This window comes from Rhizobium sp. CB3060 (assembly GCF_025200735.1).
GTDB lineage: Bacteria > Pseudomonadota > Alphaproteobacteria > Rhizobiales > Rhizobiaceae > Rhizobium.
This window is the reverse complement of record NZ_CP104158.1, coordinates 3,096,629-3,113,694: the sequence shown is the minus strand read 5'-3', so window position 1 is coordinate 3,113,694 and position 17,066 is coordinate 3,096,629. Positions and strand designations below refer to the sequence as shown.

Here is a 17,066-nt window from a genome sequence, read left to right as displayed (position 1 = left end):
CAGAACCAATAGGTAAGTTTATGCCTACATGTTGGCGCTTTCGTGGGCCGATGACGGCCCTATCGAAAAGCATCGTCGCCCAAGAGGCTACATCGATCAGGAGGTTTGCCAGGCTTGCAACTGCGTGAGGGTTGCGGTTGCTCCGCCGCAGGCGATCATCAGCACGCGCTCGAAGCGTGCCAACTGATCGGCATGGGCGTAGGCGACGGCCAATGCGGCGCCGCAAGCCGGCTCCACGAGGACGCGATGATCGTCGAGGAAGCGCATGCATGCGTCGACGGCGACTAGGTCATTGACAACAACACAATCGACCGGCCTGTTCCGAGTAATCTCAAAGGCGCGTTCGGCGACCTTGCGAGCGCCAAGCGATGTCGCGATGCTGGTGATGGCCGGCAATTCCACCGGTTTTCCGGCTTTCACTGCGGCTGCGAGCGAGGCGGCACCTTCCGTTTCGGCGGCGATGATCGGAACATGCTGAAGACCGTTACGATCAAGTCCTTCCGAAATGCCGGCCAGCAGCCCGCCACCGCCGACCGAAAGAACGACGGCGTCGAACGGCACGCCGGCTCTGACGACCTCGTCGATCAACGTTGCATGGCCTGTCCAGACGAGCGGATCATCGAAGGGGTGGATGAACGCCGTTCCCGCGTCGACCGCCTGCAGCGCGTGTTCGTTTGCCTCCTGCCAGGATGCCCCGTTCACGAAAACCTCGGCGCCCTCCTGGCGGATCAACGATTTTGCCCGTTCGGTCGTTGTTTCCGGAACGAAGACCGATACGGGGATCGAAAGGCGACGACCGGCATAGGCCACCGCAATGCCGGCATTGCCGCCGGAGGAGGATACGAAGCGCCGCTTTCCGTTTCTGGCATGATGTTCGCAGGCGGCCCCTATGCCGCGGATCTTGAAGGAGCCGGGCGGCTGGAGCGCATCCATTTTCAGCCAGATGGAGCATCCGGAAACCTGGCTGAGCGGTCGGGATTCGAGGAGCGGAGTTTCGAGGTGAAGTGCCATGGAGTGATCTCTCCGCAAAAGCGTTGTTGGCGAGGATGTTAGGCTGCCTTGTCGCGCTGGGCAACAAGCGCGCTGGCGCGGCCGCGTGCCTCATCATCGGCGGCAAAGACTGCATCCATCGTTTCGGCGCTGCCAATCCCGATCATTTGGTCCATGACCGCTTCGGCAATATCGGCCATTTCGAGGAAGCCGATGCGTTCGTCCACGAAGGCTTGGAAGGCAATCTCTTCGGCGGCATTCATGACGGCGCCCTGCAGCCCACCGCGTTCCAGCGCGGTGCGGGCAAGGCGCAGTGCGGGGAAACGAACCTCGTCCGGCGCTTCGAAATCCAGCCGGGCCAGTTTTGCAAAATCCAGCCGGTCGACATCGAGCTTCGGCCGGGACGGATAGGTCAGCGCATAGCCGATCGCCGTGCGCATGTCCGGACAGCCGAGCTGCGCCAGCACCGAGCCATCGGTATAGCCGACCATCGAATGGACGATGGATTGTGGGTGGACGATAACCTCGATCTGATCCGGGCCGACATTGAACAGATGTTTGGCCTCGATCATCTCCAGCGCCTTGTTGAACATCGAAGCGCTGCCGATGGAGATCTTCAGGCCCATGGACCAGTTCGGATGCGCGCGCGCGGTCGCTGCCGTGACATTGGCCATCTCTTCGCGCGACCATGTGCGGAAGGGGCCGCCCGAGGCGGTCAGGATGATGCGCTCGACCGCATGCTGCTGGTCGTCCTCCAGCGCCTGGAAAATCGCGCTGTGCTCGCTATCCACCGGGATCAGCCGTCCGCCGCCTTCGCTGACGGCACGGACGAAGAGTTCGCCGGCTGAAACCAGACATTCCTTATTGGCAAGCGCGATATCGGCGCCCCGGTGCGCAGCCGCAAGCGTCGGCGCAAGGCCCGCCGTGCCGACAATCGCCGCCATCACCCAGTCGGAGGGAATGGAGGCGGCCTCAATGAGAGCATTCCGGCCGGCCGCCGCGGCGATGCCGGTGCCGGCAAGCGCGTCCTTCAGCGCCTGATACCGGTCTTCATTGGCCGTGACGGCGAGAGCGGCGCCACAGGCTTTCGCCTGGCTCGCCAAGAGATCGATATTGTCGTGCCCGGTGATCGCGGCGATCTCGAACGCCTCGCGCCCGCCCAATTGGGCGATGACGTCGAGCGTGTTTTGCCCGATCGAGCCGGTCGAACCCAATATCGTCAGGCGGCGCGGCGCCTTGCTCCCGGTTGTCATTCCAAGTGTCCGAATATTGCTGTAATCGCCCATGGCTCTACAGGGGATCGCGGGAGGCGGCAAGTCCGCAGCTCTATCGGCGCCCTCCCTCTGGTCCCTTCCTGCTGGAGTTTCCAGGTTTTGCGGCAATTTTCGGGCCGCTAATGAACCAATACGCTGATACCGCGTTCCCCATCCGGCAGAGGCGCAGGAGAAGGGCAACAATGGTTTTTAAAGCGGCTACGTTTCACGGCGTAAGGCCTGAAATAGAAAGCGAAAACGCTAAACGCTCGGCACTGGAATCCACCGTCGCCGATGCGCTCGCCGTCGCCGGCGGCCTCGACGCCTCCGACGTCACAGTAACCGCCGTCGGCCAGGAAATCCGTTTGGACGGAACGGCGGCAACACCGCAGGAAATCGAGCGGGCGACTGTGGTGGCCGAGGCCGTGCCGGGGGTGAGGCTGGTAAGGAACAGGATTTTGGTGGGGTGAGGGTCAGGGCGCCACCTTCCGACAACAGGGTTGGGGGACGTGCTGCTGCCTATCCTGGGTTGGCGGCGAACTCAGCAAGCTCTTTCGGTGATCGAATGTGGATGATCCGTGCGTGCCCGCGGTGAGCTTCGATTGCGGCAAGCAGTTTTGGACGCATTTCCCGATGCAGCCACCACATCATTTTGAAGAGACGAATAGTAACCGGAAACATCGGGCATCCGTCAGGTCCATCCGGGCGGCCAAGGAATAGAGACTTCACCTGGCGCTTGGTGGCCCACCAGTAATGAATCCATATCGGGTGATCCACGAAAACAATCGTATCAGCCACATCCATCCGACGTTCAACGGATTCCCACGACCCGTAGCCATCAATCAGCCACCGCCCTTGCGAAAGCCAGGTTTCATGCGACGCTGCAAATTCCGACTTGGGCGTCTGGATCCAATTCGGCTTCCACTGAATCTTGTCGATTGCGAAATAAGGCAATGCGTGCGCAGTGCTTAATGCTCTGCACATCGTCGACTTTCCGCCACCTGCATTGCCGATCACCATCACGCGCGTCATGTTTGTAACCCTACAGGGCATCGAGGCAAAGGCTGCTGTGGTCGTTTCAGCAGCGAGGCCGCAGGTTCGAGATTAGGCTTATTTGAGCCCAGCAGCCTTGCGTAGCGCATGCGTCATATCACTTCGCCAATCCTTTCCCTTGGACTGGAATCGCTCAAGGACATCCGGATCTATTCGCAGGGTGACGGCGACTTTCGGTGCATCCACTTTTGGCCGCCCCCTGGCGCGCTTAATGCTACCCATCAGATCCGGAAAGGCTTCTGCGAAGGGTTTCGCCTGAGCAAGTTGCTCATCCGTTGCTTCCGGAGCATCTGGATCGGACGCGATCATCTTTTGAATTTCGGCTTCTTCTCTCTCATTCAGAGGGCGCCGTGAAGAGAACTTCGTCACCATAAGAGCTTCCTTTTCTTGCGGCTTGCAGGGCGCATCGAAATGACCGAGATGGCTTCTGAGCCAAGCGGCTTGAATACGACGGCTGCAACGATCTGTCCGTCCAGTTCACCGATGGCCATGGAGCGGCCATCATTCGCGGGGACGACGACAGAACCTGCGAAGAATTCAATATCGAGATCGGCAAAGTCCAGGCCGTGCTTGGCGAGGTTTGTTTCGCGCTTCAGTTCGTCCAGATGATCTCCATATAATTTTCGTACACGGAAATTCAATAGGCAGCAAGAATATTCGTACACGGAAAATGGAATGGTGATGCATCCGGTGATGCACTCATAGGCCGCTCCAAGCTAGCCAGCGGCCTCGATCTTCTCGATTGCTCAGCAACCAATTCCTTCACGCTCAGATTGTCCTTCCATGGTAAGGTCCGCATAGATGAATCATTGGGGATAATGCGAATGGAGTTGGGGCAGATATTTAGCATCGGCGCTTCAGTTCTGGCCCTAGCAATGTCGGCGACAACGCTCTGGCTGACCTTGCTTCGAAAGGGCGAGATCAAAATGACTAAGCCAACGGTTATTTTCTTTGGTCCTGACGGCGGCACGGGTGAGGAAAAGGGGATTTCTAAAGTCTTCCTACGGACCTTGCTCTTCTCAAGTGCTCACCGTGGTCATGTCGTCGAAAACGCCTATGCTCGCCTTCGCCGTGGTGAGACACAACAGAATTTCAGCATTTGGGTCTATGGCGAAGACCGGCTTGCAAGAGGTTCTGGCCTATATGTAGGCGCCGAAGGCGTCGCCACAAATCATCATTTTCTTACCCCGTCGGACGTGAGAAATTTCGATTTTGCAGCGGGCGATTATACGTTGGAAATCTTCGCTAAGATTGTCGGCGAAAAGAGGGTGCGGCGCCTAACAGAAATCAATTTGACAATCACGCAAGCTGAAGCTGAACAACTGCGCCAGCCTGGAAACGGGATCTACTTCGATTGGGGGCCGGACGCGGGACGCTACCAGTCTCACGTTGATAGTCGCCCCAAGAAGCCGGTGAACCCGCCTTTGCTGCTTCAGGCGCTCCACGACGGCGCCCGCGAAATCCCTGAGCGTTCTCCTGCAGATCGATGACAATCATACGTCACGCCGAGCGCTGTAGGTCTTTCCGCATTGTTTCGATTAGACCGTGAAAAGCCGCATCCCTTTCATCTCGCGGTCCGTCGTTGGTATCGAGGATAGCTTGTGCGAAGCGCGAAACTTCCGACGAGCCGAATAGCTGGCAGCGGGTCTGCCATAGGGCATATTCCTTGGAGTTTTCGTTCGAATGTTGGATGGCCGCTTTGTGTAACGCACCGAGAAGGCCGATGTAGGCCTCACGCTTTTCTTGATAAAGGCGGTCTTTCGTCACGGCACGCCTGGAATTGAAGTGGTCAATCACGGTCTTCAGAAGCGATCCCAGGCCGAGACCTCCGACAAGTGGCACTACCCATTCCATAGAAGCTGTCTCCCAGAGCCAAAACCGCATGGTTTGATCGTCTTATCAAATCAGAAGGCACAACTCTAATTCCTTTATTGCCATCTGACTTACGCTCAATACGGGTTACACTGCGTCGACATGAATCAAACCTCCGCTAACGGAAATCTCAGTGGAATTGGGAGAGGTCCTCTCGGCTTGGGGATCAGAGGAAATGGCAAAGTCCGAGATCGAAAACATACTTGAGTGGAAAAGGTGGGAGCGAGCGATCTTCAGCGGGGGATTTTTGCGATTCAGTTTTGCCGTGTCGAAGATAATGCCGATTTGCGCCAAAGGTCGCGCCGCGCCACGGCATGGAGAGAACCGGAATCTCTAGGTCACGGATGAGATTCATTGAAACCAATGGTGATCCCGACGCGATTCGAACGCGTGACCCTCAGATTAGGAATCTGATGCTCTATCCTGCTGAGCTACGGGACCACTGACATTGATCCATACAAAAGCAAGGGCCCGAAGCCAAGCCCTTTTACGTCCTGGAGACAATCTGCTTTTGCGGGGCCGTGCGCCGTGGTCAGGCGCACGGAAAGAGGGTGGCGTCTCAGGCGTTGAGGCGCTGTTCGGCGAGGCGGACCCAATAGGAGATGCCGTGGGCGATGGCTTCGTCGTTGAAGTCGTAGGCCGGGTTGTGCAGGCCGGCGGTGTCGCCGTTGCCGACGAAGATGAAGGCGCCGGGGCGGGCGTTCAGCATGTAGGAGAAATCCTCGCCGCCCATCATGGGATCGATGTTGGGGATGACATTAGCAGTACCGGCGATGTCGCGTGCGGCGGCAATCGCGTGCTCGGTCTCGTCGGCGTGGTTGACGGTGACCGGATAGTTGCGGTGGAACTGGATCTCCGCTTCGGCATCGTGGCTGGCGGCAATGCCGCTGACGATCTGCCGGAAGCGCTGCTCGGCAAGGTCGCGGATCTCCGCGTCGAGCGTGCGCACGGTGCCGACGAAGCTTGCGTCGTTCGGAATGACGTTATAGGCGTTGCCGGCATTGAACTTGGTGACGGAGACGACCACCGATTTCAGCGGATCGGCGCTGCGCGAGGCGATGAGCTGCAGGTTGGTGATGATCTGCGCGCCGATGGCGATGGGGTCGATCGTCTTGTGCGGCATGGCGGCGTGGCCGCCGCGGCCCTTGATCGTGACCGTGAATTCGTCGGTCGCCGCCATGATCGCGCCCTTGCGGATGGCGAACTGGCCGACCGGCAGCCCCGGCAGATTGTGCATGCCGTAGACTTCCTCGATCCGGAAGCGCTCCATCATGCCGTCCTTGACCATGGCGTCGCCGCCGGCGCCGCCTTCTTCGGCCGGCTGGAAGATCACGGCGATGTTGCCGTTGAAATTGCGGGTCTCGGCGAGATATTTCGCGGCGCCCAGCAGCATGGCGGTGTGGCCGTCATGGCCGCAGGCATGCATCTTGCCGGGTGTCTCGGAAGCCCAGGGCTTGCCGGTGATTTCGGTGAGCGGCAGGGCATCCATGTCGGCGCGCAGGCCGACGGTGCGGCCTTCGCCCTTGCCGCGGATCAGGCCGACGACGCCGGTGCGGCCGATGCCGGTGACGACCTCGTCGACGCCGAATGCCTTGAGCTTTTCGGCGACGAAGGCGGCGGTGTTTTCCACCGCATACATCAGCTCAGGCCTCGTATGGATATAGCGGCGCCATTCCGTCACTTCGTCCTGGAGTTCGGCGGCTCTGTTCAAAATCGGCATGCTGATTTTTCCTGCTGCTCAATATCGGATTCGGTTTAGCAATTTCATCCGGCGCACAACCCTCAATATCACATCGCACTTTTTGATGCCGTGCGCGTGATCACAAGGCTGTGATCCGTTGGCAATAAAGTCGTCAATCGCCTTTGCCTTCTCTTAGCCATATAGGTTAAATAGGGGGAGCTTTCGAGAAAATTCCGGACTTCTGAAGGATAGACCGTGCTGACGAAGCAGAATCGTTTGTATGCCGCCCTGCGGCTGGTTCCCATGGCCGCAGCCGTATCCATGCTTTTCCTGTCGACCGCGCATGTGGCCGAGGCAAATCCGCATATTCTCGTCGATGTCAGCACCGGCCGCGTGCTCGATCATGAAGACGCCTTCAGAAAGTGGTATCCGGCCTCGCTGACCAAGCTGATGACGGTCTATGTCACCTTCCGCGCCCTCCAGTCCGGCCAGGTCACGCTCGATACGCCCGTCGTCATGTCCAAGCTTTCCTCCTCGCAGCCGCCGGCGAAGATGTATTTCAAGCCGGGGCAGAAGCTGACGCTCGACAACGCCCTGAAGATGATGCTGATCAAATCCGCCAATGACCTTGCCATGGCGATCGCCGAGACGGTTGGCGGTTCCGAGCCGGGCTTTGTCGCGCGCATGAATGCGGAAGCCGCCCGCCTCGGGATGCGTGACACGCATTTCATCAATCCCAACGGCTTGCCGGGCAAGGGTCAGTACACCACGGCGCGCGATCTTGCCGTTGTCAGCGTGGCGCTGCGCCGCGAGTTCCCGCAATATGCCGGCTATTTCTCGCTGGAAGGCTTCACCAACGGCGTCAAGCAGGTGCAGAACATCAACATGCTCATCGGCCGCTTCGACGGCGCAGACGGCATGAAGACCGGTTTCATCTGCGCTTCCGGCTTCAACCAGATCGCCTCGGCCACTCGCAACGGCCGCACCCTGGTCTCCGTCGTTCTCGGAACGGACAGCCTTGCCGCACGCGCCGACGATTCCGCCAATTTCCTGGAAAAGGGTTTCGAGAACCAGTTCTCCGGGCGGGACACCTTGGCAAGCCTGCAGCCCTATGGAACCGGCCAGGACGAGGTTGCCGACGTCACTGCCGACATCTGCAGCGCCAAGGGCGCACAACACCGCAGCGAAACCCGTGATCCCACCGGCCGCACAAAGGTACAGTCGCCCTACATCCATGAAATGGATCACGAGCCGAATTTCGTCTATGCCGGCCTGATCGGCGGTCAGGACGTCGCGACCGCGAGCAAAGGCGACAAGGACGATGTGACGGCAAAGGGCGACAAGGCCGTGAAGGGCGACAAGATTGCCGCCACGGGCGATGTCACCGGCATACCCATTCCCATGCCGCGCCCCACTTACTGATCGGACCTGAACCATGAGCGTTCCGCAGGAGAGGGTGCCGGTTTCGATCCTGACCGGTTTTCTCGGGGCCGGTAAATCGACATTGCTGAACCGCATCCTCAAGGATCCGGAGATGCGGGACGCCGCTGTCATCATCAATGAATTCGGCGATGTCGGCATCGACCACCTGCTGGTCGAAAGCTCCGGCGATTCCATCATCGAGCTCTCCGATGGCTGCCTCTGCTGCACGGTGCGCGGCGAGCTGGTGGATACGCTCGCTAATCTGATGGACGCCATGCAGACCGGCCGCATCCGGCCGCTGAAGCGCGTCGTCGTCGAAACGACCGGCCTTGCCGATCCGGCGCCGGTGATGCAGTCGATCATGGGCAATCCGATCATCGCCGCCAATTTCGACCTGGATGGCGTGATCACCATCGTCGATGCGGTCAATGGGTTGCAGACGCTCGACAATCACGAAGAGGCGCGCAAGCAGGTGGCAGTCGCCGACCGGCTGATCGTCTCCAAGACCGGTTTGGAAGGCGCCGTTTCCGTCGACATGCTGGAGAGCCGGTTGCGGGCGCTCAATCCGCGGGCGCAAATCTTGAACGCCGACAGCAACGAGGCGGGCCATGCCGCCATTCTCGTCAACGGCCTTTACGATCCGGCGTCCAAGATCGCCGATGTCGGCCGCTGGCTGCGAGACGAGCTCGAGGCTGATGATGACCATGATCACCATCATCACGACCATGGGGACGATCACCACCATCATCACGAGGGGCACGGCCATCATCGCCATGGCCACCATCATCATGGCCATCGGCATCAGCACGATCATGATGTGAACCGTCACGACGAGTCGATCCGCTCTTTCTCGATCGTCGAGAGCCAACCGATTGACCCGATCGCGCTGGAAATGTTCATCGACCTCCTGCGTTCCGCGCATGGCGAAAAGCTGCTGCGGATGAAAGCCATCGTTGCCATGTCCGACAGGCCGGAACGTCCGGTCGTACTGCATGGCGTGCAGAATATTTTCCATCCGCCGGTGCGCCTGCCCGCCTGGCCCAATCCCGACGACCGGCGCACGCGCATGGTGATCATCACCAAGGATCTGCCCGAGGATTTCGTGAAGGGCTTGTTCGATGCGTTCCTGAGCAAGCCGCGTGTCGACACGCCGGATCGCGCCGCACTTCAGGACAATCCGCTCGCCGTGCCGGGGATGCGGTTCTGAGGCGCCTTTACCTTCTCCCCGACGGGGAGAAGGTAGCGCGTCAGCGCGGTTGAGGGGGCGTTGCACCGTAAGGAGAATTGCCTTTCGCTTACCGCTCAAGGCCCGCGTCGCGGATCCCCTCATCCGCCCTTCGGGCACCTTCTCCCCGTTGGGGAGAAGGTAGAGCAAAGATGCGCTCCAGGTGAAAATCGCTATCCCTTGCGGATCACGAAGCGATGGCCGCGTTCGGTTTTTTCGCTTGTGAGCAAGGTATGGCCCTGCTCGTTGCAGAGATGGGGAATGTCGATGACGGCAAGCGGGTCCGTCGTCTCCACCGTCAAAACCGCGCCGCTCGGCATGCCGCGCAGGCGTTTTTCCGTTTTGATCGCCGGATACGGGCATTTCAGCCCGCGCAGATCGTAAACCTCGTCGGTCAGGCTATTCACTCTTGGCCCAGAACTTCCAGAAGGGCGGCTTCTTGGCCGGCTCGGTCTGGGCTGTTTCGACGGGCGGGGGTGCATAGGCGAGCGGATTGACCATGGGGTTTGCCATCGGGATCGGCACGTTCGCCGGGACGGCCGTGGCGACCACGGGGCCGCCGGCCGGAGCCGCCGGCTGCGTGGCAAGGCCGTTGCCGGCCATGCGGATGCTTGCGGTCGTCGGATTGGCGACGGTGGTGCCACGGGCGACCTGCTGCGCCGACTGGTTGGACATCATCGTCTCCAGATCGGCCACTTTCATCATCTTGCCGGCCGCAAGTGCGGTGCCGGTCGGTGCATAGGCGAGATCGTGGCCCTTGCGCTGCTTGGCGACGACAGCCTTGCGTTCGGCTTCGGTCGGGTCGTACCAGGCCATGCCGTCGTATTTCTTCAGAGCGGCGCTGTAGTCGGCGTCATACTGCTTGTCGTGGCTCAGCAGCGCGGTCTGCAGGGCCGGCGGGGTGGTCATGACGGGGCATTTGCCGCCGGCGTTGAAGGGGCCGGCGGCCTGCTGGTTGAAGACGTATTTCTTCTCGCAGACCTCAACTTCCGGCGGACGCTTCGTCACTTCGAAATTGTCGTAGCCGACCTTCAGCATCTTCCAGAATTCGATATTGGGGCTGAGGCGATGCTTGACCATGTTTTCCGCGGTCATGCGGAAGGGGAAGGCCTCGAGTTGGATCGCCTTCTGGCCGCCTTTGAACGCGTCGCGCGCGAAGGCATAGATTTCCAGCACCTGCTGGTCGGTCATCGAATAGCAGCCCGATGACGAGCAGGCGCCATGGATCATCAGATTGGCGCCGCTGCGTCCATTGGCCGCGTCATAACGGTTCGGAAAACCGGTGTTGATGGCGAGATAATATTTGGAATTCGGATTGAGGTTGGCCGGCGTCAGCATGTAGAAGCCTTCCGGCGCTTGCCGGTCGCCTTCCTTCACCTTCGGGCCAAGACGGCCAGACCAGGCGCAGATCTTGTAATCGGCGATGACCTCGAAGCGATTGCTCTGGTTCGCCTTGAGGATCTCCATCACGCCTTCTTCCTTGAAGATGCGGATCATGATCGGCGAATTGCGGTCCATGCCCTTTTTCGTCATGTCGGCAAGGATGTGGCTCGGAAGCGGCTGCTCGACCTTGTTTTTCACCGTCGACAGATCGACCGACGCGGATTCCAGCGTGTCGTTACAGCCGGCGAGAGCCAGCGCCATCAGGGAAACATAGGCGAGGTGACGGAAGCGCATTCTGACTTAGCCCATAGACACGAAGAGCGGCTGCACGATCTGTTTCGCCGCCCCCAATCGAAACATGAAACAGAATCATAGACGGCTTATACTTGACAATTCCTTACCAGCCTATGACGCGCCCGCGGCATGGCCGCAAGCTTTTCTTTGTCATAAGCGTTTCGATAACAAGAATGTGGCCAAGATTTGGCCTCATTCCCGTTTTGAGAGATCACGAGTCTCTAACTGAAGTTAGAGATTGCGACCCATATTGAGGAATTTCTGGCGGCGGTCGCTGCGCAATTGTTCGCCCGAACGGCTGGAAAGTTCGCCGAGCGCGTTGGAAATCATGTCGCCCGTCGCCGCAATCACGGTCTGCGGATCGCGATGCGCGCCGCCGAGCGGTTCGGGGATAATGCCATCGATGATGCCGAGCCCCCTCAGATCCTCGGCCGTGATTTTCATATTGGTGGCTGCTTCCTTGGCACGGGTGGAATCGCGCCAGAGGATCGAGGCGGCACCTTCGGGTGAAATCACGCTGTAGATCGAATGTTCGAGCATATAGACGCGGTTGCCGGTGGCAATCGCGATTGCGCCGCCCGACCCGCCTTCGCCGATGACGACCGAGATGATCGGCACCTTGACGCCCAGGCACATTTCCGTGGAGCGGGCAATTGCTTCCGCCTGGCCGCGCTCTTCGGCGCCGACGCCGGGATAGGCGCCGGCCGTGTCGACCAGGGTAACAACCGGCAATCCGAAGCGATCGGCCATTTCCAGGATGCGGATCGCCTTGCGGTAGCCCTCGGGACGGGCGCTGCCGAAATTGTGCTTCAGGCGCGTCTTGGTGTCATTGCCCTTTTCCTGGCCGATGATGGCGATCGGCTGGCCGCGGAAACGGGCAAAGCCCGCTTGGATGGCGGCATCCTCGGAAAACTTGCGGTCGCCGGCGAGCGGCGTGAATTCCGTAAACAGCGCGCCGGCATAATCGACGAAATGCGGGCGCTGCGGATGACGGGCGACCTGCGTCTTCTGCCAGGCATTGAGCTTCGAATAGATATCGGCCATGGCTTCGCGGACGCGAATTTCGAGCCGGCCGACTTCGTCGGACGTATCGATGCTCTCGTCTTCGCTTGCCAGTTTCTTCAGCTCGTGAATCTTGCCTTCGAGATCCGAGATGGGTTTTTCGAAGTCGAGATAATTGTGCATGAGGTGCGTTTCCGATCCTTTTGCCCGTGACGAGAGACGGCACGTATAGCCTGTGTGCCGGTCCTATTCCCGTTTTTTGGCCTGTTTGGCAAGGGGGTGATGCGTTTGCACCAGTTGGTGAAGCCGTTCTTCCAGCACATGTGTGTAGATTTGTGTGGTCGAAATGTCGGAATGGCCAAGAAGTTCCTGCACCACGCGGAGGTCCGCGCCATTGGCGAGCAAGTGGCTGGCAAAGGCATGGCGCATGACATGCGGTGAGATCAAAGAGGGCGTCAGCCCGGCGCGAATGGCAAGATCCTTCAAATCCCGCGCAAAGACCTGGCGCGGCAGATAGCCCTGCTTGGAGGCCGCGGGAAAGAGCCATGGACTTTCCGGGGCGGGCTGCTTGGCCTTTGCCACCTCCAGCGCCTGTCGGCGGCCATAGGTCTTCAGCGCAGCGATCGCCGATTGCGACAGCGGCACCAGCCGCTCCTTGTTGCCCTTGCCGCGGATCATCAGGAAGCGCCCTTCCTGGTGCAGGACTTTCGCCGGCAGGGAAACGAGTTCGCTGACGCGCATGCCGGTGGCATAGAGCAGCTCCAGCAGAACCAGCATGCGCAGATGCTGCAATTGATCGGGACCTTCGACGGCAGCTTCGTGTTCGGCCTGGGCGAGAAGGCGCGTCACCTCGTCGACACCCATGGTCTTCGGCAGGGCGCGGCCTTTCTTCGGCGCGTCGAGAATGCCGGTGGGATCATCGGTGCGCAGACCCTCGGCATAGAGAAATTTATAGAACTGGCGCATGGCCGACAGGCGGCGGGCCTGCGACGAAGGCTTGAAGCCCTGGCGGGAAAGACCGGAGAGATAGGCGCCGAGATCGTTCGATGCCGCTTCCGTCAGGCGGACGTTGCGCTCGGACAAAAAGGAATGGAGATCGTCGAGGTCGCGCTCGTAGGACTGCAGCGTGTTGACCGCCGCGCCGCGTTCGGCGCTCATCATTTCGAGGAAGGCTTCCATATGGACGCGGCCCAGGTCCTTCACGGCAAACTCCGCGCTCACGGCTTCACCGAACCGGTCGCCGGCGGGTTGACGCGCTCAGACGGTATGCGGATCGTCACATCACGCGGCTGCGGATCGACGAAGAGCACAAGGGCCCACATTGCTCCATAGACCGATCCGGCGATCACCGCACAGATGACAAGGAAGCGAAACAGGGTCGGCATTCAGAAACTCTCCTCGTCCCAATCATTGGTCCGACGCTATACTGTAATCATATCCGACAAGCGTTAGCCGAAGGATATTGCAGACATGTTTATGTTGCGGCGTCTTGACGCTACAGGCGCATTTGACGATACCGTTTCCAAACAAATTGTGAATGGGCCGATGAGTGAACAAGTACTGACCCTTGCAGAAAGCCTTAGAGACAGAGCGCGTGCCGTATTGGGTACGCGCAATCTTGTCCTCGTCGGGTTGATGGGGGCCGGAAAATCCTCGGTCGGCCGGCTGGTCGCGCATCAGCTCGGCATTCCCTTCGTCGATACGGATATCGAGATCGAGCGCGTGTCGCGCATGACGATCGCCGAGCTGTTCGAGGCCTACGGCGAAGACGAATTCCGGGCGCTGGAGACGCGGGTGATCAAGCGGCTGCTTAAGGGCGGCCCTCGCGTCGTTTCCACCGGCGGCGGCGCCTTCATCAACGACCGCACGCGCCGGCACGTCAAACGCAGCGGCCTGTCGGTCTGGCTGAAAGCCGATCTCGACGTGCTCTGGGAGCGGGTCAACAAGCGCGATACGCGACCGCTGCTTAAAACCGAAAATCCGAAGCAGACCCTCGAAAAGCTGATGAATGCGCGCTATCCGATCTATGCGGAAGCCGATCTCACGGTTTTGTCCCGCGATGTGGGCAAGGAAGTTATGGTCAAGGAAGTCCTTGCTGCCATCGTCGAGGGGAAAGAAGAAAGCAAGACACCATGAATGCGATCCCATCGGCATCGGCCGAGCGTCTCGTCCGCGTGCCCCTCGGCGAGCGCGCCTATGACATTCTGATCGGCCCTGGCCTGATTGCGCGCGCCGGCAAGGAAATCGCAGCAAGGCTGAAGGGCCGCAGAGCGGCTGTCATTACGGACGAAAATGTCGCGCCGCTCTATCTCGATGCCCTGATTGCGAGCCTTCAAGAAGCCGGTATTCAGCCGTCGAAGCTGGTGCTGCCGGCCGGCGAGAAGACCAAGAGCTTCGAGCATCTGATGGCCGTCTGCGATGCCGTGCTGACCGCCCGTGTCGAGCGCAACGATGCCGTCATCGCGCTTGGTGGCGGCGTGATCGGCGATCTCGCCGGCTTTGCTGCCGGCATCGTGCGCCGCGGCGTCCGGTTCGTGCAGGTGCCGACATCGCTGCTGTCGCAGGTGGATTCTTCTGTCGGCGGCAAGACCGGCATCAATACCCACCACGGCAAGAACCTTGTCGGCGTCTTCCATCAGCCCGATCTCGTGCTCGCCGATACCGACGTGCTGAATACGCTCAGCGAACGCGAATTCCGCGCCGGCTATGCCGAGGTTGCCAAATACGGCCTGATCGACAAGCCGGATTTCTTCGCCTGGCTGGAAGCCAACTGGAAAGAGGTGTTCTCCGGCGGCGAGGCGCGCATCGAGGCGATTGCTGCGAGCTGCCAGGCAAAATCCGACGTCGTCGTTGCCGACGAGCGCGAAAACGGTCCGCGGGCGCTGCTCAATCTCGGCCACACCTTTGGCCATGCCTTGGAGGCGGCCACCGCCTATGACAGCCGGCGGCTGGTGCATGGCGAGGGTGTTTCGATCGGCATGGTGCTGGCGCACGAGTTTTCTTCGCGCCTCAATCTGGCGAGCCCCGACGACGCGAACCGAGTCGAGACGCACCTGAAGGCGGTCGGCCTGCCGACGCGGATGGGCGACATTCCGGGCGAGCTGCCGCCGGCCGAGGTACTGATGGACGCGATAGCCCAGGACAAGAAGGTCAAGAGCGGCAAGCTAACCTTCATCCTGACCCGCGGCATCGGGCAATCCTTCGTCGCCGATGACGTTCCTTCCTCCGAAGTTCTCAGTTTCCTAAGGGAAAAACATCCGCAATGACGGTCGAAAGCACCCTGGCTGTTCTGTGGGAATATTGGCCCGAGATCATCTCGATCATCGCGCTGGTGCTGCTTTCGGCCTTTTTCGCCGGCTCGGAGACGGCGCTGACGGCGGCTTCGCGTAGCCGCATCCACACGTTGGAAGCCAACGGTGACAGCCGCGCCGGCATCGTGCGGCTGCTGATCGAGCGTCGCGACCGGTTGATCGGCGCGCTGCTGATCGGCAACAATCTCGCCAACATTCTGTCGTCGTCGCTTGCGACCAGCTTGTTCCTCGGCCTGTTCGGCAACTCCGGTGTGGCGATCGCCACTGCCGCCATGACAGTCATCCTTGTCATTTTCGCCGAGGTTCTGCCGAAGAGCTGGGCCATTGCGACGCCGGACCGCTTCGCGCTGAATGTCGCCGGTGCGATACGTCTCTTCGTCATCGTCGTCGGGCCGGTGTCGAGCGTCGTCAACGCCATCGTGCGTCAGATACTGAGCATCTTCGGTGTCAATCTCTCCAGGGAAGTGTCGATGCTGTCGGCGTATGACGAATTGCGCGGCGCCGTCGATCTGCTGCATCGCGAAGGTTCGGTGGTCAAGGCGGACCGCGACCGGCTGGGCGGTGTGCTCGATCTCGGCGAGCTGGAGCTTTCCGACATCATGGTCCATCGCACGGCAATGCGCGCCATCAATGCCGACGATCCGCCGGAAGTCGTGGTGAGGGCTATTCTCGACAGCCCCTATACGCGCATGCCGCTCTGGCGCGGTACGATCGACAACATCATCGGCGTCGTGCATGCCAAGGATCTGTTGAGGGCGCTGGCGGAGCGGAATGTCGAGCCAGAAAACCTCGATATCGTCAAGATCGCCCAGAAGCCCTGGTTCGTGCCCGACAGCACCAATCTCGAAGATCAGCTCAATGCCTTCCTGCGCCGCAAGCAGCATTTCGCCGTCGTCGTCGACGAATATGGCGAAGTGCAGGGCATCGTCACCCTGGAGGATATTCTGGAGGAGATCGTCGGCGATATTGCCGACGAGCACGATCTCGATATTCAGGGCGTGCGGCAGGAGGCCGATGGTTCGATCGTCGTCGATGGCGTCGTGCCGATTCGCGATCTGAACCGCGCCCTCGATTGGGATCTGCCGGACGAGGAGGCAACGACGATCGCCGGCCTCGTCATTCACGAATCAATGACCATTCCGGAAGAGCGCCAGGCGTTCACCTTCTACGGCAAGCGCTTCATCGTCATGAAGCGGGAGAAGAACCGCATCACCAAGATCAGGATCAGGCCAGCGGAAACGGAAGAGGGGAAGCCGGAGTAGCTGGTTACCACCGCACCGCTTCGCCCGGTGCTGCCGGCTCCACGGCCAGGGCATGGAGGCCGGCATCGAGTTCCGGCTTCAAAAGCTCGGTTATTGCCCTATGGCGGGCAAGGCGTGTCATGCCGGCGAACTTGGCGGAGACGATGCGAACCCTTATATGAGTTTCGCCCGTTCCGGTCATATCGGGCTGATGGCCGGCATGCATATGGCTTTCGTTGATGACAGCGAGACGCTCGGGCGCGAAGGCGTCGTTGAGCTTTTTCTCAATGCGGGATTGAAGCGTCGTTTCCATATTCCCGCCGTCACCTCGTTCGCGAA

General features: G+C 60.1%; 20 protein-coding genes and 1 tRNA gene. 7 read left to right on the top strand and 14 right to left on the bottom strand.

Going from position 1 to position 17,066, the window contains the following annotated elements; genetic code table 11:
* Positions 1–96 precede the first annotated feature (96 nt).
* Both N2601_RS15040 and dxr read right to left on the bottom strand, forming a co-directional pair.
* Complete coding sequence (locus tag N2601_RS15040) at positions 97–1,011, bottom strand: pyridoxal-phosphate dependent enzyme (protein WP_104824559.1); 915 nt, start codon at positions 1,009–1,011, stop codon at positions 97–99.
* A gap of 38 nt (positions 1,012–1,049) precedes the next feature.
* Entirely contained in the window at positions 1,050–2,243 is a 1,194-nt protein-coding gene (gene dxr / locus N2601_RS15035; RefSeq protein ID WP_104824558.1) for a 1-deoxy-D-xylulose-5-phosphate reductoisomerase, read from the bottom strand.
* A 203-nt stretch (positions 2,244–2,446) separates the two neighbouring features.
* Between dxr and N2601_RS15030 the strand changes: the two genes are divergently transcribed.
* On the top strand, positions 2,447–2,713 hold the full coding sequence (locus N2601_RS15030; protein WP_104824557.1) for a BON domain-containing protein: 267 nt from the start codon (positions 2,447–2,449) through the stop codon (positions 2,711–2,713).
* Between the two features lie 49 nt (positions 2,714–2,762).
* Here the strand turns inward: N2601_RS15030 and N2601_RS15025 are convergent, their stop codons facing one another.
* From N2601_RS15025 to N2601_RS15015, 3 genes are all read right to left on the bottom strand, one after another.
* The gene (locus tag N2601_RS15025) at positions 2,763–3,275 is read right to left on the bottom strand and encodes a EutP/PduV family microcompartment system protein (RefSeq protein WP_104825236.1); all 513 of its coding nucleotides are present in this window, start codon (positions 3,273–3,275) and stop codon (positions 2,763–2,765) included.
* A gap of 78 nt (positions 3,276–3,353) precedes the next feature.
* Positions 3,354–3,668 (bottom strand): BrnA antitoxin family protein, encoded by a 315-nt coding sequence (locus N2601_RS15020; protein WP_104824556.1) that lies wholly within the window; start codon positions 3,666–3,668, stop codon positions 3,354–3,356.
* On the bottom strand, positions 3,662–3,937 hold the full coding sequence (locus N2601_RS15015; RefSeq protein WP_245463903.1) for a BrnT family toxin: 276 nt from the start codon (positions 3,935–3,937) through the stop codon (positions 3,662–3,664). The genes N2601_RS15020 and N2601_RS15015 overlap by 7 nt, the downstream gene beginning before the upstream one ends.
* A gap of 183 nt (positions 3,938–4,120) precedes the next feature.
* Here N2601_RS15015 and N2601_RS15010 point away from each other — a divergent pair, with 183 nt between their 5' ends.
* Positions 4,121–4,786 carry a hypothetical protein gene (locus N2601_RS15010; RefSeq protein ID WP_104824555.1) on the top strand — a complete coding sequence of 222 codons (666 nt, stop codon included), beginning with the start codon at positions 4,121–4,123 and terminating at the stop codon, positions 4,784–4,786.
* A gap of 10 nt (positions 4,787–4,796) precedes the next feature.
* Here the strand turns inward: N2601_RS15010 and N2601_RS15005 are convergent, their stop codons facing one another.
* From N2601_RS15005 to N2601_RS14995, 3 genes are all read right to left on the bottom strand, one after another.
* A complete protein-coding gene (locus N2601_RS15005) occupies positions 4,797–5,180 on the bottom strand; it encodes a hypothetical protein (RefSeq protein WP_260303179.1) in 384 nt (127 codons plus the stop codon).
* 352 nt (positions 5,181–5,532) lie between these two features.
* Positions 5,533–5,609: transfer RNA gene (locus N2601_RS15000), tRNA-Arg, on the bottom strand.
* A 118-nt stretch (positions 5,610–5,727) separates the two neighbouring features.
* Positions 5,728–6,888 carry a M20 aminoacylase family protein gene (locus N2601_RS14995; protein ID WP_104824552.1) on the bottom strand — a complete coding sequence of 387 codons (1,161 nt, stop codon included), beginning with the start codon at positions 6,886–6,888 and terminating at the stop codon, positions 5,728–5,730.
* Positions 6,889–7,104: 216 nt separating this feature from the next.
* Between N2601_RS14995 and N2601_RS14990 the strand changes: the two genes are divergently transcribed.
* Positions 7,105–8,271, top strand: coding sequence for a D-alanyl-D-alanine carboxypeptidase family protein (locus N2601_RS14990; RefSeq protein WP_445944965.1), 1,167 nt, complete (start codon positions 7,105–7,107; stop codon positions 8,269–8,271).
* 13 nt (positions 8,272–8,284) lie between these two features.
* Complete coding sequence (locus N2601_RS14985; RefSeq protein ID WP_104824550.1) at positions 8,285–9,478, top strand: CobW family GTP-binding protein; 1,194 nt, start codon at positions 8,285–8,287, stop codon at positions 9,476–9,478.
* Between the two features lie 191 nt (positions 9,479–9,669).
* Here N2601_RS14985 and N2601_RS14980 read toward each other — a convergent pair whose 3' ends face one another.
* From N2601_RS14980 to N2601_RS14960, 5 genes are all read right to left on the bottom strand, one after another.
* On the bottom strand, positions 9,670–9,903 hold the full coding sequence (locus N2601_RS14980; protein WP_104824549.1) for a sulfurtransferase TusA family protein: 234 nt from the start codon (positions 9,901–9,903) through the stop codon (positions 9,670–9,672).
* On the bottom strand, positions 9,896–11,173 hold the full coding sequence (locus N2601_RS14975) for a L,D-transpeptidase family protein (RefSeq protein ID WP_104824548.1): 1,278 nt from the start codon (positions 11,171–11,173) through the stop codon (positions 9,896–9,898). Before N2601_RS14975 ends, N2601_RS14980 begins: the two co-directional genes overlap by 8 nt.
* Positions 11,174–11,404: 231 nt before the next feature.
* Positions 11,405–12,358 (bottom strand): acetyl-CoA carboxylase carboxyltransferase subunit alpha, encoded by a 954-nt coding sequence (locus N2601_RS14970; protein ID WP_104824547.1) that lies wholly within the window; start codon positions 12,356–12,358, stop codon positions 11,405–11,407.
* 63 nt (positions 12,359–12,421) lie between these two features.
* Positions 12,422–13,378 carry a site-specific tyrosine recombinase XerD gene (gene xerD, locus N2601_RS14965; RefSeq protein ID WP_104824546.1) on the bottom strand — a complete coding sequence of 319 codons (957 nt, stop codon included), beginning with the start codon at positions 13,376–13,378 and terminating at the stop codon, positions 12,422–12,424.
* 14 nt (positions 13,379–13,392) lie between these two features.
* Positions 13,393–13,560 carry a hypothetical protein gene (locus tag N2601_RS14960; RefSeq protein WP_028754795.1) on the bottom strand — a complete coding sequence of 56 codons (168 nt, stop codon included), beginning with the start codon at positions 13,558–13,560 and terminating at the stop codon, positions 13,393–13,395.
* 160 nt (positions 13,561–13,720) lie between these two features.
* Between N2601_RS14960 and N2601_RS14955 the strand changes: the two genes are divergently transcribed.
* From N2601_RS14955 to N2601_RS14945, 3 genes are read left to right on the top strand one after another with little or no spacing between them, the layout of a single operon-like run.
* Entirely contained in the window at positions 13,721–14,311 is a 591-nt protein-coding gene (locus tag N2601_RS14955) for a shikimate kinase (protein ID WP_104825234.1), read from the top strand.
* Entirely contained in the window at positions 14,308–15,441 is a 1,134-nt protein-coding gene (gene aroB, locus N2601_RS14950) for a 3-dehydroquinate synthase (protein WP_104824545.1), read from the top strand. Before N2601_RS14955 ends, aroB begins: the two co-directional genes overlap by 4 nt.
* Positions 15,438–16,748 (top strand): HlyC/CorC family transporter, encoded by a 1,311-nt coding sequence (locus tag N2601_RS14945; protein WP_104824544.1) that lies wholly within the window; start codon positions 15,438–15,440, stop codon positions 16,746–16,748. The genes aroB and N2601_RS14945 overlap by 4 nt, the downstream gene beginning before the upstream one ends.
* 4 nt (positions 16,749–16,752) lie before the next feature.
* Here the strand turns inward: N2601_RS14945 and N2601_RS14940 are convergent, their stop codons facing one another.
* Positions 16,753–17,040, bottom strand: coding sequence for a BolA family protein (locus N2601_RS14940; RefSeq protein ID WP_104824543.1), 288 nt, complete (start codon positions 17,038–17,040; stop codon positions 16,753–16,755).
* Positions 17,041–17,066 lie beyond the last annotated feature (26 nt).

What these genes read in the sequence shown, in the direction of transcription:
- N2601_RS15040 (WP_104824559.1), bottom strand. Translation starts at nt 1,011, where the DNA reads ATGGCACTTCACCTCGAAACTCCGCTCCTCGAATCCCGACCGCTCAGC.
- dxr (WP_104824558.1), bottom strand. Translation starts at nt 2,243, where the DNA reads ATGACAACCGGGAGCAAGGCGCCGCGCCGCCTGACGATATTGGGTTCG.
- N2601_RS15030 (WP_104824557.1), top strand. Translation starts at nt 2,447, where the DNA reads ATGGTTTTTAAAGCGGCTACGTTTCACGGCGTAAGGCCTGAAATAGAA.
- N2601_RS15025 (WP_104825236.1), bottom strand. Translation starts at nt 3,275, where the DNA reads ATGACGCGCGTGATGGTGATCGGCAATGCAGGTGGCGGAAAGTCGACG.
- N2601_RS15020 (WP_104824556.1), bottom strand. Translation starts at nt 3,668, where the DNA reads ATGGTGACGAAGTTCTCTTCACGGCGCCCTCTGAATGAGAGAGAAGAA.
- N2601_RS15010 (WP_104824555.1), top strand. Translation starts at nt 4,121, where the DNA reads ATGGAGTTGGGGCAGATATTTAGCATCGGCGCTTCAGTTCTGGCCCTA.
- N2601_RS15005 (WP_260303179.1), bottom strand. Translation starts at nt 5,180, where the DNA reads ATGCGGTTTTGGCTCTGGGAGACAGCTTCTATGGAATGGGTAGTGCCA.
- N2601_RS14995 (WP_104824552.1), bottom strand. Translation starts at nt 6,888, where the DNA reads ATGCCGATTTTGAACAGAGCCGCCGAACTCCAGGACGAAGTGACGGAA.
- N2601_RS14985 (WP_104824550.1), top strand. Translation starts at nt 8,285, where the DNA reads ATGAGCGTTCCGCAGGAGAGGGTGCCGGTTTCGATCCTGACCGGTTTT.
- N2601_RS14975 (WP_104824548.1), bottom strand. Translation starts at nt 11,173, where the DNA reads ATGCGCTTCCGTCACCTCGCCTATGTTTCCCTGATGGCGCTGGCTCTC.
- N2601_RS14970 (WP_104824547.1), bottom strand. Translation starts at nt 12,358, where the DNA reads ATGCACAATTATCTCGACTTCGAAAAACCCATCTCGGATCTCGAAGGC.
- N2601_RS14960 (WP_028754795.1), bottom strand. Translation starts at nt 13,560, where the DNA reads ATGCCGACCCTGTTTCGCTTCCTTGTCATCTGTGCGGTGATCGCCGGA.
- N2601_RS14955 (WP_104825234.1), top strand. Translation starts at nt 13,721, where the DNA reads ATGAGTGAACAAGTACTGACCCTTGCAGAAAGCCTTAGAGACAGAGCG.
- aroB (WP_104824545.1), top strand. Translation starts at nt 14,308, where the DNA reads ATGAATGCGATCCCATCGGCATCGGCCGAGCGTCTCGTCCGCGTGCCC.
- N2601_RS14945 (WP_104824544.1), top strand. Translation starts at nt 15,438, where the DNA reads ATGACGGTCGAAAGCACCCTGGCTGTTCTGTGGGAATATTGGCCCGAG.
- N2601_RS14940 (WP_104824543.1), bottom strand. Translation starts at nt 17,040, where the DNA reads ATGGAAACGACGCTTCAATCCCGCATTGAGAAAAAGCTCAACGACGCC.